General features: G+C 67.2%; 16 protein-coding genes. 15 read left to right on the plus strand and 1 reads right to left on the minus strand.

Features of this window, described 5'->3' with window-relative positions:
• The first annotated feature begins 7 nt into the window (after nucleotides 1-7).
• The 15 genes from ispG (at nucleotide 8) to nicT (ending at nucleotide 14,966) form a co-directional block, all read left to right on the plus strand.
• Entirely contained in the window at nucleotides 8-1,165 is a 1,158-nt protein-coding gene (ispG, locus tag PGN27_RS24050) for a flavodoxin-dependent (E)-4-hydroxy-3-methylbut-2-enyl-diphosphate synthase (protein WP_335328363.1), read from the plus strand.
• Nucleotides 1,166-1,224: 59 nt separating this feature from the next.
• Entirely contained in the window at nucleotides 1,225-2,079 is an 855-nt protein-coding gene (locus tag PGN27_RS24055; RefSeq protein WP_335328364.1) for a GNAT family N-acetyltransferase, read from the plus strand.
• Nucleotides 2,080-2,202: 123 nt separating this feature from the next.
• Nucleotides 2,203-4,047, plus strand: a complete 1,845-nt coding sequence (locus PGN27_RS24060) for a penicillin-binding transpeptidase domain-containing protein (protein WP_335328365.1) — start codon at nucleotides 2,203-2,205, stop codon at nucleotides 4,045-4,047.
• A 9-nt stretch (nucleotides 4,048-4,056) separates the two neighbouring features.
• The gene (locus PGN27_RS24065) at nucleotides 4,057-4,656 is read left to right on the plus strand and encodes a DUF1707 SHOCT-like domain-containing protein (protein ID WP_335328366.1); all 600 of its coding nucleotides are present in this window, start codon (nucleotides 4,057-4,059) and stop codon (nucleotides 4,654-4,656) included.
• A gap of 10 nt (nucleotides 4,657-4,666) precedes the next feature.
• A complete protein-coding gene (gene map / locus PGN27_RS24070; RefSeq protein WP_335328367.1) occupies nucleotides 4,667-5,524 on the plus strand; it encodes a type I methionyl aminopeptidase in 858 nt (285 codons plus the stop codon).
• Nucleotides 5,521-7,002 carry a cobyric acid synthase gene (locus PGN27_RS24075; protein WP_335328368.1) on the plus strand — a complete coding sequence of 494 codons (1,482 nt, stop codon included), beginning with the start codon at nucleotides 5,521-5,523 and terminating at the stop codon, nucleotides 7,000-7,002. The genes map and PGN27_RS24075 overlap by 4 nt, the downstream gene beginning before the upstream one ends.
• A 9-nt stretch (nucleotides 7,003-7,011) precedes the next feature.
• A complete protein-coding gene (locus PGN27_RS24080; protein WP_335328369.1) occupies nucleotides 7,012-7,680 on the plus strand; it encodes a hypothetical protein in 669 nt (222 codons plus the stop codon).
• 52 nt (nucleotides 7,681-7,732) lie between these two features.
• Nucleotides 7,733-8,296 (plus strand): alpha/beta hydrolase, encoded by a 564-nt coding sequence (locus PGN27_RS24085; protein ID WP_335328370.1) that lies wholly within the window; start codon nucleotides 7,733-7,735, stop codon nucleotides 8,294-8,296.
• A gap of 112 nt (nucleotides 8,297-8,408) precedes the next feature.
• Nucleotides 8,409-9,758, plus strand: a complete 1,350-nt coding sequence (locus PGN27_RS24090) for a glutamine synthetase family protein (RefSeq protein WP_335328371.1) — start codon at nucleotides 8,409-8,411, stop codon at nucleotides 9,756-9,758.
• 4 nt (nucleotides 9,759-9,762) lie between these two features.
• Entirely contained in the window at nucleotides 9,763-10,551 is a 789-nt protein-coding gene (locus tag PGN27_RS24095; protein ID WP_335328372.1) for a gamma-glutamyl-gamma-aminobutyrate hydrolase family protein, read from the plus strand.
• Nucleotides 10,548-11,915 (plus strand): aldehyde dehydrogenase family protein, encoded by a 1,368-nt coding sequence (locus tag PGN27_RS24100; protein WP_335328373.1) that lies wholly within the window; start codon nucleotides 10,548-10,550, stop codon nucleotides 11,913-11,915. Before PGN27_RS24095 ends, PGN27_RS24100 begins: the two co-directional genes overlap by 4 nt.
• A gap of 11 nt (nucleotides 11,916-11,926) precedes the next feature.
• Entirely contained in the window at nucleotides 11,927-12,700 is a 774-nt protein-coding gene (locus tag PGN27_RS24105) for a 3-oxoacyl-ACP reductase (RefSeq protein ID WP_141869519.1), read from the plus strand.
• 13 nt (nucleotides 12,701-12,713) lie between these two features.
• Entirely contained in the window at nucleotides 12,714-13,442 is a 729-nt protein-coding gene (locus tag PGN27_RS24110) for a FadR/GntR family transcriptional regulator (protein WP_335328374.1), read from the plus strand.
• A 42-nt stretch (nucleotides 13,443-13,484) separates the two neighbouring features.
• Nucleotides 13,485-13,805 carry an ArsR/SmtB family transcription factor gene (locus tag PGN27_RS24115; RefSeq protein WP_335328375.1) on the plus strand — a complete coding sequence of 107 codons (321 nt, stop codon included), beginning with the start codon at nucleotides 13,485-13,487 and terminating at the stop codon, nucleotides 13,803-13,805.
• Nucleotides 13,806-13,877: 72 nt separating this feature from the next.
• Entirely contained in the window at nucleotides 13,878-14,966 is a 1,089-nt protein-coding gene (gene nicT / locus PGN27_RS24120; protein WP_335328376.1) for a Nickel transporter NicT, read from the plus strand.
• A 3-nt stretch (nucleotides 14,967-14,969) separates the two neighbouring features.
• Here nicT and mtr read toward each other — a convergent pair whose 3' ends face one another.
• On the minus strand, nucleotides 14,970-16,364 hold the full coding sequence (gene mtr, locus PGN27_RS24125) for a mycothione reductase (protein ID WP_335328377.1): 1,395 nt from the start codon (nucleotides 16,362-16,364) through the stop codon (nucleotides 14,970-14,972).
• Nucleotides 16,365-16,368 lie beyond the last annotated feature (4 nt).

Here is a 16,368-nt window from a genome sequence, read left to right on the forward strand (position 1 = left end):
TTCGACTGTGACGTCCATCGGCCTCGGCATGCCGGCCCCGCCACCGCCCGTGCTGGCACCCCGCCGCCCGACCCGGCAACTCAAGGTCGGCGATGTCGGTGTGGGCAGCGAATCCCCGATCTCGGTGCAGTCCATGTGCACCACCAAGACCCATGACATCAACTCGACGCTGCAGCAGATCGCCGAGTTGACCGCCTCCGGATGCGATATCGTCCGCGTCGCCTGCCCGCGTCAGGAAGATGCCGACGCGCTGCCGATCATCGCGAAGAAGGCCAATATCCCGGTCATCGCGGACATCCATTTCCAGCCCAAGTACATCTTCGCCGCCATCGACGCCGGGTGTGCGGCGGTGCGGGTGAACCCCGGCAACATCAAGGAATTCGACGGCCGGGTCAAGGAAGTCGCCAAGGCCGCGGGCGCGGCCGGTATCCCGATCCGGATCGGGGTCAACGCCGGTTCGCTGGACAAGCGCATGCTGGAGAAGTACGGCAAGGCGACCCCGGAGGCGCTCGTCGAATCCGCGTTGTGGGAGGCCTCGCTGTTCGAGGAGCACGGATTCGGCGATATCAAGATCAGTGTCAAGCACAATGATCCGGTCGTCATGGTCGAGGCCTACGAGCAGTTGGCTGCCCAGTGCGACTATCCGCTGCACCTCGGTGTCACCGAGGCCGGGCCGGCGTTCCAGGGCACCATCAAGTCCGCCGTCGCGTTCGGGGCGTTGCTCTCCCGTGGAATCGGCGACACCATCCGGGTGTCGTTATCGGCGCCGCCCGCCGAGGAGATCAAGGTCGGCACCCAGATCCTGGAGTCGCTGAACCTGCGCCCGCGCGGGTTGGAGATCGTCTCCTGCCCGTCCTGCGGACGCGCCCAGGTCGATGTGTATACGCTGGCCAACGAGGTCTCGGCCGGCCTGGACGGGCTCGATGTGCCGCTGCGGGTCGCCGTGATGGGCTGTGTGGTCAACGGACCCGGTGAGGCGCGGGAGGCCGACCTCGGGGTCGCCTCGGGTAACGGCAAGGGGCAGATCTTCGTCAAGGGTGAGGTCGTCAAGACCGTGCCCGAGGCCCAGATCGTGGAGACCCTGATCGAGGAAGCCATGCGGATCGCCGGGGAGGCCGACGCGCAAGGAACTCCCTCCGGTCCGCCGGTCGTCACCGTAAGCTGAGAAACGGCCCTGCCCAGCGGGGCCACCACCATCGGCCGACCCCGAGAAAGAGTCCCCCAATGTCGGCTCCACCGCTGTCCCGCTTCGCCGCAGACCGCAGGGTCTCGGTGGTGCGCGACCTGGAGCCGGTGCGCGTGGTCCTGGACCAGGACCCCGTCGCCGCATGCATGGTGGCCTGCCGGGTTCAGGAATTCGGGGTGGACCCCAGCGCCATCGGCGGCGAGCTGTGGACGCGCCGGCGACCGGCCGAATCTCTGTGCTACGCCGGGGCGAATCTGATTCCGCTGCGTGGCGAAGGCGACGATCTCGCCGCCTTCGCGGCCAAGGCGCTCAGTGCCCCCCGGCGCTGTTCCTCGCTGGTCGGCCGCGCCGAGCTGGTGATGCCGATGTGGCGGCATCTGGCGCCAGGGTGGGGACCGGCCCGCGACGTCCGCGACGACCAACCGCTGATGGCGCTGACCGATGCTCCGAGCTGCGCGCCCGACTCGGCGGTTCGCCAAGTGCGGATGGAGGAACTGGACAGCTACCTGGTGGCCGCCATCGAGATGTTCATCGGCGAGGTCGGTATCGATCCTCGGATGGGCGACGGTGGCCGTAGTTACCGACGCCGGGTTGCGGGACTGATCGCGGCGGGGCGGGCCTGGGCACGATTCGAGCGGGGCGAGGTCGTCTTCAAGGCCGAGATCGGTTCGCAGTCACCGACGGTCGGGCAGATTCAGGGAGTCTGGGTGCACCCGGACTGGCGCGGCCGGGGGCTGGGGGCCGCCGGGACTGCGGCGGTATCGGCCGCGGTGCTGCGCAGCGGCCGCATCGCGAGCCTCTATGTCAACGGGTTCAATCACGTCGCGCGCGCGACGTACGCGCGGATCGGTTTTACCCAGGTCGGCACGTTCGCCACGATCCTGCTGGACTGAGATCGACATTTCCGTGGTTTACGCGTGCCGTGGACCGCAAAAGTGTTGATCTCGACGCAATCACAGTTGTGTCTCGGTGCGCCTCCGCCACCGCCGCCCACCACACTCATAACATTTGCCCCAATGACAACACAGGCATCGGTGACCACATACGTATCACGGCGCCCAAGGCTACGAACCGCGGTCGCCGTGCTGGCTGTCGCTGCCCTCGGCACCTCGCTGAGCGCCTGCACGCCGAAACCCGACGGGCCCGAACCCGCGGCCGCACGGTTTTTCGCGGCCCTGTCCACGGGTGACACCGCGGCCGCGGCAGCCCTGGCCGACAAACCCGAGGAGGCCAAGGAGGCGCTCAACGAGGCCTGGGCGGGTCTGCAGGCCAATCGGCTGGACACCCAGATCACCGGATCCAAGTACGAACTCGACACCGGCACAGTGAAATACCGCTACACCTGGCACCTGCCCAAGGAGCGGACCTGGACCTATGACGGTGAGCTCAACATGGTCCGCAACGAGGGACAGTGGGAGGTCCGCTGGACCACCACCGGCCTGCACCCCGGACTCGGCGCCAATCAGACCCTGGCGCTGCGCGCCGACCCGCCGCGGCGGGCCTCGGTCAACGAACGCTCCGGCAGCGATGTGTTGGTGCCGGGCTACCTGTATCACTACGCCCTCGACGCACGCGCCGCCGGCGCCGAGCTGATGCCGACGGCCCGCGCCATCGTCGACGCACTGCGACCGTTCGACGCCACATTGGATGCCCAGCGGCTCGCGGAGGAGGCCAGCTCGAAGGCCACCCCGCTGAGCCTGATCACCCTGCGCAAGACCGACCACGACCGGGTGTTCGCCGCGATCGGCTCCCGACCGGGTGTGGTGGCCACACCGCAACCGGAGATGCTGCCGACCGACGAGAAGTTCGCACCGGCGATCGTCCAGGAGGTCAAGAAGGCGGTCAGAGGTGATCTGGCCGGCGAGCCGGGTTGGCGGGTGGTCAGTGTCAACCAGAACGGTGTCGACGTCGCCGTGCTCAGCGAGGAGCCCGGCACCCCGGCGCCGTCGGTGACCATCAGCCTGGACCGCTCGGTGCAGAACGCGGCGCAGGACGCGGTGAACATGGTCGGCAAGAAGGCGATGATCGTGGCCATCAAGCCCTCGACGGGCGAGATCCTGGCCGTTGCGCAGAACGCCGCCGCCGACGTCGACGGTCCCACCGCGACGATGGGCCTCTACCCGCCAGGGTCGACGTTCAAGATCGTCACCGCGGCCGCGGCGCTCGAACGCGATATGGCCACCCCCAACACCCTGCTCGGCTGCCCGGGCACCCTGGACATCGGGCACCGCACCGTGACCAACTACAACGCCTTCGATCTCGGCACCGTGCCACTGTCGCGGGCCTTCGCCAACTCGTGCAACACCACCTTCGCCGAGCTGGCCAGCGTGATGCCGCCGCGCGGCCTGACCACCGCCGCGGCCCGTTACGGCCTGGGTCCCGACTTCATCGTCGACGGCGTGCCGACGGTCACCGGATCGGTGCCGCCCACGGTGGATCTGGCCGAACGGACCGAGGACGGTTTCGGCCAGGGCAAGGTGCTGGCGAGCCCCTTCGGCATGGCTCTCGTCGCGGCGACGGTCGCAGCGGGCAAGACCCCGGTGCCGCACCTGATCGAGGGACGGCAGACCGAGGTCCACGGGCAGACGGGCGAGCCGCTGAATCCGGAGATCGTCGACGGGCTGCGGCCGATGATGCGCCTGGTGGTGACCAACGGCACGGCCAAGGATCTCAACGGGCTCGGCGACGTGCGGGGCAAGACCGGTGAGGCCGAGTTCGACGGCGGCTCACACGCCTGGTTCACCGGGTACCGCGGGGACATGGCGTTTGCCGCCCTCATCGTCGGCGGCGGCAGCTCGGAATATGCGGTGCGGATGTGCCGCGACATGCTCAACGGGCTGCCCCCGGACTACTTGGCCTAGCCTGGACCGGTGACCGACGATCTGACGCTGCGGGTCTCCGATGCGGACCGCAACGGCACGCTGCGCAGACTGCACAACGCCGTCGCGCTCGGGCTCATCGATATCCAGGAGTTCGAGGAGCGTTCCGCACTGGTGGCCTCGGCCAGGCTGCACTCGGATCTGACCGCCCTGGTCGACGACCTGCCCGGCCCCGGTGCGATCGTCACCTCCGCGGCCGACCGGGTCGAACTGCGCGGGGTGATGGGCTCGCTGAAGCGCCAGGGGGAGTGGGTGGTTCCGACCCGGCTGGCCCTCACCCGGCGGATGGGCTCGGTGGATCTGGACCTGACCCGAGCCCGGTTCGCCGGACCGATGGTGGTGGTCGAACTCGACCTGAAGTTCGGTTCGCTGGACCTGCGCCTGCCCGCCGGTGCCAGCGCCTCGATCGACGATGTGGAGGTCGTGGTGGGCAGCGCGCGCGATCACCGCGCAGACGCGCCCGCCGAAGGCACCCCGCACATCATCCTCACCGGGAAGGTGGTCTGCGGGTCGGTGGACATCCGCGGGCCGCGGCGGAACTGGAAGCCGAGCCTGCGGACACCGGTACGGCGCGGTCCCCGATCTCGGTAGGCTGACAGTCATGCCTGTTCGTGCCCCGTTGCGCTCCGGAGAGCTGTCACCGACCCTGCCGGTGCCCAAATCGATCGAGCGCCCGGAGTACGCCTGGAAACCCACGGCAGTCGAGGGCAGCGAGCCCTGGGTCCAGACACCCGAGGTCATCGAGAAGATGCGTATCGCCGGGCGGATCGCCGCGGGCGCGCTGCGGGAAGCGGGCAAGGCCGTTGCGCCGGGTGTCACCACCGACCAGCTCGACCGCATCGCCCACCAATACATGATCGACCACGGCGCCTATCCGTCGACGCTCGGCTACAAGGGATTTCCCAAGTCGTGCTGCACCTCGCTCAACGAGGTCATCTGTCACGGCATCCCGGATTCCACGGTGATCGCCGACGGTGACATCGTCAACATCGATGTCACCGCCTATATCGGCGGCGTGCACGGCGATACGAACGCAACCTTTCTGGCCGGCGATGTCTCCGAGGAACACCGGCTGCTCGTAGAGCGCACCCACGAGGCGACCATGCGGGCGATCAAGGCGGTCAAACCCGGCCGCCAGCTCTCGATCGTCGGACGGGTCATCGAGGCGTACGCCAACCGGTTCGGTTACAACGTGGTTCGCGATTTCACCGGCCACGGCATCGGTGAGACGTTCCACAACGGATTGGTCGTGCTGCACTACGACCAGCCGGCCGTCGAGACGGTGCTCGAACCCGGGATGACCTTCACCATCGAACCGATGATCAACCTCGGGTCGCTGGACTACGAGATCTGGGATGACGGCTGGACGGTGGCCACCCGGGACCTGAAGTGGACCGCCCAGTTCGAGCACACGCTCGTCGTCACCGAGGACGGTGCCGAGATTCTGACCCTGCCTTGAGGGGCGCACTGCTGATCGCCGGCACCACCTCTGATGCCGGTAAGTCGATGGTGGTGGCCGGCCTCTGTAAGTTGCTGGCGCGCAGGGGTATCAGCGTCGCGCCGTTCAAGGCGCAGAACATGAGCAACAACTCGGCGGTGACGGTCGAGGGCGGGGAGATCGGCCGGGCGCAGGCGGTTCAGGCCCGCGCCTGTGGCTTGGCGCCCAGCGTGCGTTTCAATCCCGTATTGCTCAAACCCGGCAGCGACCGCACCTCACAGCTGGTGGTACGCGGCCAGGTCGCAGGCACGATGGCCGCCGGCGACTATTTCACCAGGCGCACCCAGCTCGCCGAGATCGTCAATGATGAATTACGTTCCCTGCGAGACGAATTCGACGTCGTCATCTGCGAAGGGGCCGGCTCACCCGCCGAGATCAACCTGCGCGCCTCCGACCTGTCGAACATGGGGCTGGCACGCGCCGCCGACCTGCCGGTGGTAGTGGTCGGCGATATCGACCGCGGCGGACTGTTGGCCCACCTGTTCGGCACCGTCGCGGTGCTGTCACCGGAGGACCAGCGTCTGGTCAGCGGCTTTCTGGTCAACAAGTTCCGCGGCGATCCGGGACTGCTGTCACCCGGGCTGGACCAGCTGCGCGGGCTGACCGGTCGTCCCACCTACGGGGTGATCCCGTATCTGGAGGAACTGTGGATGGACACCGAGGACTCCTTATCGGTGCAAGCAGGCCGCACGTTGGGCGCTTCCGTTCCCGCCCTGGGGCGTGACGGGCTGCGCGTCGGTGCGATCCGGCTGCCACGCATCTCCAATTCGACCGATGTCGAGGCGCTGGCCTGCGAACCGGGTGTCGAGGTGCACTGGATCACCGAACCCGTCGAGCTCGCCGACGTCGACGTCGTGGTGCTGCCTGGCAGCAAGGCCACGGTGTCCGATCTGGACTGGTTGCGGGCCCGTGGGTTGGCCGACGCGGTGACCGCCCATGCGGCCGCCGGTGGTCCCGTGCTCGGGGTGTGCGGTGGCTTCCAGATGCTGTGCCGATCCATCGACGATCCGGTCGAGTCGAAGGCAGGCACCGTCGATGGATTGGGGCTGTTGGCCGCCGATATCGTGTTCGCGCAGCAGAAGACGTTGCGGCACTGGGAAACTCCACTGACAGGCTATGAGATTCACCACGGCCAGGTGGTCGGTGGCGCGGAGGCCGACTGGTTGGGGGTCGGCATCCGGCGTGGCCAGGTGTATGGGACCCACTGGCACGGCCTGCTCGACAACGACGAACTGCGCCGGTCCTGGCTGGCCGAGGTCGCCGAGGCGGCCGGGCGTACCGGCTTCGTGGTGGCGACCGACGTCAGCGTGCCCGCCCGTCGCGATGCCCAACTCGACGCCATGGCCGACGCGTTGCTCGCCCATGTCGACATCGACGCGATGTTGGCGCTGCTGGCCGGAGCCCCGCAGCGACCCGTGATCACCCACCGCGCTCGGTAGCCTGGGCCCATGATCTGCGCACTCCGGTGGTTGTCCGTACTGGTCGCCGTGCTGACGACGCTCACGGGCTGCACGAGCGCGGTTCCGGGGACGCCGACGTGGCCCGGTGCGCGCCTGGAGAAGGTGGTGCTGACGGCAGCAGATTTCCCCGACGGTGTGCAGTACGACCGCATCGTCGAGGATGCAGGGGTACCCGACGGGGCGGGCGGACCGCCGCCGATGCTCTCGGACCCGCCCGGGTGCAGCGAGGGATTCAGCAAGTCGATCGGCGCCACGGCAGAGCGTGGTCCGGGCAGCGCCGCTAAGTACGTCGTCGGCTACAACGGGGCGCGGATGCTGATCACCGTGTTGAGCTGGTCGCTGGACACCGAGACGCTGCAGGCGATCGCCGAACGCTGTGAACGCTTCGTCACCTATTTCGGGCCCGGATCGCCCTCGATCCCGATGACCACGACCGCCCTGGACACCGACCGCGACGGCGCGCTGGTCTATCAGCAGACCATGGAGCTGGGTGGGGCGCGCAGCAGCGTCTTCTTCTCGTTCGAGAACGTGGGTTCGATGGCGGTGTTCGGCGTCGCCTTTCCCACCCCGGATCCCCGGATCCCGGTCAAAGCGACGCTGCCGCAGACCTTTCTGGAGGCGATGGGCAAGCAGGCCGAACGCTTGGAACAGGCGTGAAGACCGGTGAAAACAGCCCCGCCGGACAGCGGGATGACCTAGCGTGACCGAAATGCCCACCACGACCGTGACCGTCGACGGAACTGGGTTCGCGGTGGACGTCGCGGGTCCGGAGAACGCCGGTGCAGTCGTGCTGCTCGGCTCGGCGCAACTCGCGCCCGCCGCCTATGACGGGGTGTGCCAACGGCTGCACACCGCGTCGCTGCGCACCGTGGTGATCGCCGCGCATCCGCGCCTGGACGCCGCAGCGGTCATCGCCATCATGGACACCCTGGACATCCGCTGGAGCACACTGGTCGGCGATCGGGCAGGTGCCGAGATCGCCTGGGAGCTCGCGGCGACCCGACTGGACCGGTTCACCGGTCTGGTGGTGATCGATCGGGGTCACCCGCGGGTCACCGATGAGGCCGGGGTGATTCGCAACGAGAACTGCAAGCCGGTCGAGGTCGCGACGACCGTACTGGTCAGCACCACCGTGGCTGCTGATATCGCCAGGGCGAGCCAGCGCTACGTCTACGGCGAGTTCCGGCTCGTCGAATTGTTGGGCCGGCGCAATGCCGGCGAGTCGACCGCGCAACTGGCGGCCGAGATCGTGATGCGCACCAGTACCTGGTGACTTGCTCCCGACCTGGCGGGTCCTCTCGCTTTCCATTGGTCTGATGGCCTACCTTTAGAGGTGACGGCTGGGTCGATGCCGATCCGCGCCGAGCCGACAGGACGGAGCCAGCATGCTGACGCAAGCCGAATTGGAGCGTCTTGTTGCCGCCGGGGAGATCGACACGGTCATCGTCGCCTTCCCCGATATGCAGGGCAGGCTGACCGGTAAACGGGTATCGGCACGGTTGTTCGTGGAAGAAGTCGCCGCCCATGGCGCCGAATGTTGTAACTACCTGTTGGCCGTCGACGTGGACATGAACACCGTCGAGGGCTACGCCATGTCCAGCTGGGAAACCGGCTACGGCGACATGGTCATGACCCCCGATTTCGACACGCTGCGCCTGCTGCCCTGGCTACCCGGCTCGGCGCTGCTGATGGCCGATCTGTCCTTCACCGACGGCAAGCCGGTCGCCCCCGCGCCGCGCAGCATCCTGGCCGCACAGCTCAAGCGGCTCGCCGACCGCGGGCTGAGTGCCTACGTGGGTACCGAGCTGGAGTTCATGGTCTTCGACGACACCTTCCGCGATGCGTGGAAGGCCGGATACCGCGGGCTGACCCCGGCCAGCGACTACAACATCGACTACGCGATGCTGGCTTCGACGCGGATGGAACCGCTGCTGCGCGATATCCGGCTCGGCATGGACGGTGCCGGGATGTACTGCGAGGGCGTCAAAGGGGAGTGCAACCTCGGCCAGCAGGAGATCGCGTTCCGGTATGACGAAGCGCTGGTCACCTGCGACAACCACACCATCTACAAGAACGGTGCCAAGGAGATCGCCGACCAGCACGGCAAATCGCTGACCTTCATGGCCAAGTTCGACGAACGTGAAGGCAACAGCTGCCATATCCACATATCTCTTCGGGGTACCGACGGTGCGGCGGTCTTCGCCGATGACACCGACCCGCTGGGGATGTCGCCGATGTTCCGCAGCTTCGTGGCCGGCCAGCTCGCCACGCTACGCGAGATGAGCCTGTGGTATGCGCCGAACATCAACTCCTACAAGCGATTCGCCGATGGCAGTTTCGCCCCGACGGCAGTGGCCTGGGGTTTGGACAACCGGACCTGCGCCCTGCGCGTCGTCGGACACGGGCAGGGCATGCGGATGGAGAACCGGGCACCCGGCGGCGATGTCAATCAGTACCTGGCCGTATCGGCGCTGATCGCCGGTGGACTCCACGGTATCGACAACGAGCTCGAGCTTCCGGATGCGTTGGCAGGCAATGCCTATACCAGCGGCGCCGACCGGCTGCCGACCACGCTGGCCGAGGCCGCCGACTTGTTCGAGGCGTCGCAGGTTGCGCGCGACGCGTTCGGGGACGAGGTCGTCGAGCATTATCTGAACAACGCTCGGGTCGAGCTGAAGGCCTTCAATGCGGCCGTCACCGACTGGGAGAGGGTACGGGGTTTTGAACGGCTCTGAGGTTGTGCACGACTCTGAGAATCCCGGAACACACCCCGGGTGCCCGCCGATCCTTGGCCTGACGACCTATCTCCAGCAGGCCCAGACCGGGGTCTGGGACGTGCAGGCCAGCTTCCTGCCCGCCATCTATCTGCAGGGTGTGAACCTGGCCGGTGGTACCGCGGTGCTGCTGCCGCCCCAGCGGCCCGACGTCGCCGACCGGGTGCTCGACGGTCTCGACGGGTTGATCATCACCGGTGGTCGTGACGTCGACCCGGCGGCCTACGGCCACGTCAGGCATCCATCGACCGACGAGCCCGCCGGCGATCGCGATGCCTGGGAGTTCGCCCTCGTCGAGCGGGCGTTGGCACGCGGGCTTCCTGTGCTCGGGATCTGCCGCGGTGCACAGGTTCTCAACGTCGTGCTCGGGGGCACCCTGCACCAGCATCTGCCCGATGTGCTCGGACACAGCCGCCACCAACTCGGCAATGCGGTGTTCACCACCTCGGCGGTGGTGACGGTGCCCGGAACCCGGCTGGCCGCACTCATCGGGGAGAGCACCGACGCCCAGTGCTATCACCACCAGGGCATCGACCGGCTGGGACGTGGGCTGATCGTCAGTGCGCTCGACGGTGCCGACCGCACCATCGAAGCCGTGGAACTCGACCCCGGTGCCCACCCCGATCAGTTCGCGATCGCCGTGCAATGGCATCCCGAGGAGCGGCTGGACGATCTGCGCCTGTTCGCCGCCGTCGTCGCCGCCGCCCGCGAGTACGCGCACACCAGACATCCATCGGCAGAAAGCGTTTCATGACCAGTTGTGACGTCATCAACCCGGCGACCGAAGAACTGCTACGCCAGGTCGAACTGCTCGACGTCGCCGCCGTCGACGATGCGGTGGCCCGTGCGGTCGTCGCGCAACGGAAATGGGCCCGGCTCGCCCCCGCGGAGCGGGCCGCCGGCTTACGTGCCTTCGCCGCCGTCGTCGATGCTCACATCGGCGAACTCGCCGCCCTCGAGGTGGCCAACTCCGGGCACCCGATAGGACAGGCCGAATGGGAGGCCGGCCATGTCCGAGATGTGCTGACCTTCTACGCGGCCAGCCCGGAACGCCTGTCCGGCAAGCAGATCCCGGTCGCCGGCGGCATCGACGTCACGTTCAACGAGCCGCTCGGGGTGGTGGGCATCATCACCCCGTGGAACTTCCCGATGACCATCGCGTCCTGGGGATTCGCGCCCGCGCTGGCCGCAGGTAACGCCGTCCTGGTCAAACCCGCCGAGTGGACCCCGCTGACCACGCTGCGGCTGGCCGAGCTGGCCGTCACAGCGGGCCTGGATCCCGACCTGTTCCAGGTGCTGCCCGGGGCGGGCCCGGTGGTGGGGGAGCGGTTCGTCACCCACCCAGACGTCCGCAAGGTCGTCTTCACCGGCTCCACCGCGATCGGCACCCGGGTGATGGCGGGGGCCGCCGCGCACGTCAAGCGGGTGACCCTGGAACTGGGCGGCAAGAGCGCCAACATCATCTTCGACGACTGCGATCTGGAGCGAGCGGCCGCGACGGCACCCTACGGAGTGTTCGACAATGCCGGGCAGGACTGCTGCGCGCGCAGCCGGATCCTGGTGCAGCGCAATGTCTACGAGCGATTCATGGAGCTTCTCGAGCCCGCCGTTTCCGCGGTCAGGGTGGGTGACCCGACATCACCGGAGACCGAGATGGGGCCACTGGTATCACGCAAGCATTGGGAGTCGGTGCGCAGCTACGTGCCCGACGACGCGCCGATCGCGTTCCGCGGATCCGCGCCGCAAGGCCCCGGATTCTGGTTCCCGCCAACCGTCCTGACCCCGCAGCGCACCGACCGCACCGTCACCGAGGAGATCTTCGGACCCGTCGTCACGGTGCTGCCGTTCGACGACGAAGCCGATGCCATCACGCTGGCCAACGACACCGAATACGGGTTATCCGGTTCGATCTGGACCGACAACCTGTCACGGGCGCTGCGGGTGTCGCGTGCCGTCGAAGCGGGCAACCTGAGCGTCAACTCGCATTCCTCGGTCCGTTACACCACCCCCTTCGGTGGTTTCAAGCAATCCGGTCTGGGCCGCGAGCTCGGCCCGGATGCGCCGCTGTCCTTCACCGAGACCAAGAACGTGTTCATCGCCGTCGGCGAAGCCCAGTAGAGGAGAGGCAAGTGGATCTGACCCAGCGACTCAAGGACAAGGTCGCCGTCATCACCGGCGGTGCCAGCGGGATCGGACTGGCCGCCGCGAAGCGCATGCAGGCCGAGGGCGCCATCGTGGTCATCGGTGATGTCGACGCGGCCACCGGTCAGTCGGTGGCCAACGATCTCAACGTCACCTTCGTCCAGGTCGACGTCGCCGACCCGGTCGCGGTGGACAACCTGTTCGACACCGCCTTCGAGGTACACGGCGGCGTGGACATCGCCTTCAACAACGCCGGGATAAGCCCGCCCGAGGACGATCTGATCGAGAACACCAGCCTGGATGCCTGGCAGCGGGTCCAGGACATCAACCTCAAATCGGTCTTCCTATGCTCCAAAGCCGCACTGCGGCACATGGTTCCCGCGCAGCGCGGGTCGATCATCAACACCGCGTCCTTCGTGGCAGTGATGGGTTCGGCGACCTCCCAGATCTCCTACACCGCCTCCAAGGGCGGCGTGCTGGCGATGTCGCGTGAACTCGGTGTGCAGTTCGCGCGCCAGGGCATCCGGGTCAACGCGCTGTGCCCCGGGCCGGTGAACACCCCGCTGCTCAAGGAACTGTTCGCCAAGGATCCCGAGCGGGCGGCGCGTAGGTTGGTGCACGTGCCGGTCGGCCGGTTCGCCGAACCCGAGGAGCTCGCCGCCGCGGTAGCCTTCCTGGCCAGTGATGATGCCTCGTTCATCACCGGCTCGTCGTTCCTCGTCGACGGTGGCATCAGCTCGGCCTACGTGACACCGCTGTAAAGGGAGGCTTCCGTTGTCGGTGGGACCGGATCCACAGCCGGCCAGCGATGCCTTGCTGCGTCCGGTCCGGCTCGGCAATGCGTTCGAGGACACCGTGGGCAGGCTGTTGCAGATGATCCGGCTCGGGGTGTTGGCGCCCGGTGACTCGCTGCCACCGGAACGCGAGCTCGCCGCCCGGCTCGGCGTCAGCCGCGACACCGTGCGTGAAGCCATCAAATCGCTTGCCGATACCGGCTATCTGGTCTCCAAACGCGGCCGTTACGGTGGCACCTTCCTGGCCGACGCGCTGCCCGAACATGCGCAACCATCCGACGGTGACACGGTCACCCGCGATGTCCTCGACGATGTGCTGCGGCTGCGCGAGATCCTGGAGGTGGGGGCGGCGCGGATGGCCGCCACCCGCGCCCTGAGCGAGGCCGAAGCCGCCGAGTTGCGCTCGCGCTGCGAGGATGTGCGCGGTGCCGCTGCCGAGGATTACCGGCGGCTGGACTCGCGGCTGCACCTGGCCATCGCCGAGGCCGCCGGATCGGTCTCGCTGGTGCCGCTGGTAGCCGAGAACCGGATGCGGATCAACGCATTACTCGACCAGATCCCGCTGCTGGGCCGCAACATCTCACACTCCGACGAACAGCACGATGCGATCGTCGAGGCCATCCTGGCCGGGGATGCCGGCGCCGCCGCCGATGCGATGTGCGCGCATCTGGCCGGCTCGGCGGCGCTGCTGCACGGCTTTCTGGATTGAGCGCTGCGACGCACATCGCCGTCGGCGACTAGATTGCCAGTCATGGAGGACGCGTCGGCGATACACAAGGCGACATCGGCGCTGACCGATGTCGACACCGGTGAGTGGGCCCGTCGCTTCGATCTGTTGTCCGACCCGCACCGACTGGAGATCCTGCTCAGCCTGCACCGTGTGCCCGGAATCTGCGTCGGTGACCTTGCCGCGGCCCTGAACCGATCTGAAAATGCTGTCTCGCAAGCACTTCGGGTGCTCCGGGGACAGGGTTGGGTGGAGAGCACTCGCGCCGGCCGCACCGTGAGCTATCGGCTCGACGACGAGATCGTGCACGATCTGCTGCACTGGATCGGCGCCGGGCACAGCTGACACCACCACGGGAAATCGGCCGGACATCTTTTCGCTTGGACAGATGTTGGAGTATCGGCTTAGGCTCGGTCGATGAACACCCCCGCTGAGCGGTCGAGCACGCTCTCCTTCGACCGATCCGACTGGATGACGATCGCGGCCATGGCCGCCGTCGTGGTCGTGTTGCACGTTTTCGGCTGGGGAGTGCTCGTGCTGGCGGTTGCGCCCCAACACATCACGCTCGGATCGGCCGGAGTCTTCGGTGTCGGCCTCGGGGTCACCGCCTACCTGCTCGGCGTCCGGCACGCCTTCGATGCCGACCATATCGCCGTCATCGACAACACCACCCGCAAGCTGGTCGGTGAGGGCAAACGATCGATGTCGACAGGCTTCTGGTTCTCGCTCGGACATTCCAGTGTCGTCTTCGGATTGGCGCTGCTGCTCGCGCTCGGCGTGCGGGCACTGGCCGGACCCGTGCAGGATGAGAACTCGTCGATGCTGCAGACCCTGGGACTCATCGGTTCGGTGGTCGCAGGGACATTCCTCATCCTCATCGGTGTGACGAACCTGTTCGCCGTGGTGGGCATTGCCAAGGTATTGCGCGACATGCGCTCCGGTCGGTTCGACGAGGCCGAGCTCGAGCGTCAACTCAACAATCGTGGCTTCCTTGCGCGCCTGCTGGGCAGGGTGATGAGGCGGGTCAGCAAGCCGTGGCACCTGTATCCCGTCGGTCTGCTGATGGGTCTGGGCTTCGACACCGCCACCCAGGTCGCGCTGCTGGTCCTGGCGGCGGGGACCGCCGCCTTCACGCTGCCGTGGTACGCGATCATGGTGCTGCCGGTCCTGTTCGCGGCCGGCATGAGCCTGTTCGACGCGCTCGACGGAATCTTCATGTCGCGCGCCTACGGGTGGGCGTTCCTCCATCCGATCCGCAAGGTGTATTACAACCTGACCGTGACGGTGCTCTCGGTATTCGTCGCACTCGCCGTGGGTGTGATCGTGTTGGCCGGTCTGGTCACCGATCGCTTCGGTCTGGAGGCCGGTGTACTGGCCGCGATCGGTTCGGCAGATCTGGAATTCGTCGGTTTCATGATCGTCGGTATGTTCGTCGCGACCTGGGTGATCGCCATGGCGTACTGGCGTTTCGGGCGCGTCGAGCAGCGCTGGAGCGGCAGCGTCTGATCATCACTGGACCAAGCCCAGCAGTGCGTTCTCGATCACCTCGGGCAGCGCGGGATGGATCCAATATTGGCCGGTGGCAACCTCTTTGGCGGTCTGGCCGAAACTGATCGCCTGGATCAGCGGCTGGATGATCGACGATGCCTGATACCCCATGATGTGCGCGCCGAGCAGCTTGCCGGTCGCCCGGTCGCCGACGAGCTTGGCGATCCCGGTGGTGTCCTCCATGGCCCAGCCGTAGGCGGTGTCGCCGTAGCTCTGCACCTTGACGATGACATCGTGACCGGCGTCGCGGGCCTGTGCCTCGGTCAGGCCGACGGTGGCCAGCTGGGGATCGGTGAACACCGCCGAGGGCACATACCGGTGGTCGCTGGCCACCATGGCTCCGGTGTCGTCCCAGTCCCGCAGCAGGTTGTGGCGCACCACCCGCATCTCATGGTTGGCCACGTGCTTGAGCTGATAGTTCGAGGACACATCGCCCAGCGCCCACACCCCGCGCGCGCTGGTGCGCTGGAACTCGTCGACGACGACCATGCCGTCGGAGACGTCGACACCGGCCAGTTCGGCATCGAGCTGATCACCGTTGGGGCGGCGACCGGTGGCCACCAGCAGCATGTCGGCGGCCAACTCGGTGCCGTCGTCGAGTTCGAGGACGACACCGTCGCCGTCCTGCGGGCGCGAGCCCACGACGTTGACATGCGTGCGCAGATCCCATTTCTGGGCGGCCAGATCGGTGAAACGGTGGCACAGCGTCTCATCGCAATGGGTCAGCAGACCCGGTCCGCGCACGACGATGGTGATCCGCACGCCGAGGGCGGAGAACACGTGCGCGAACTCGGCGGTGACGAAACCACCGCCGACGATCACCAGGTGCTCGGGCAGTTCGTCGATGCGCATGATGTTGTCGCTGGTGTAGTACCGGACCCCACATTCGGTGATGGCCGGCGGGATCACCGCCCGTGCGCCGGCGGCGATCACCACCTGATCAGAGCTGAACTCCGCGCCGTCCTCGGTGCGCAGTGTGTAGCGCCCGTCGGACACCCCGCTGAATCGGGTGTGACTGCCGTAGACGTCGATATTGGGCAGGCTGCGCTTGTAGGCCTCACCGCCGCTGGCGATGGGGTCGATCCGGCCGAAGACCCGTGCGACGATATCGGGCCAGCGGATCTTGTCGATATGGGCATCCACGCCGTACTGCGCGCTCTGCCGCACGGTGTGGGCCACCTCCGCGGCGTAGACGAACATCTTGGTCGGAATACAACCCACGTTGAGGCAGGTGCCGCCGAACGTCCCCTGCTCGCAGATGGCGATCCGCATGTCCGCATAGCGAGGGTCGACGTTCGGGTCGGGGATGCTGTTACCCGAACCGGTGCCGATGATCGTCAGGTCGTAATGCTGCATATGG

The sequence above is a fragment of the Mycolicibacterium neoaurum genome (assembly GCF_036946495.1).
Classification (GTDB): Bacteria; Actinomycetota; Actinomycetes; order Mycobacteriales; family Mycobacteriaceae; genus Mycobacterium; species Mycobacterium neoaurum_B.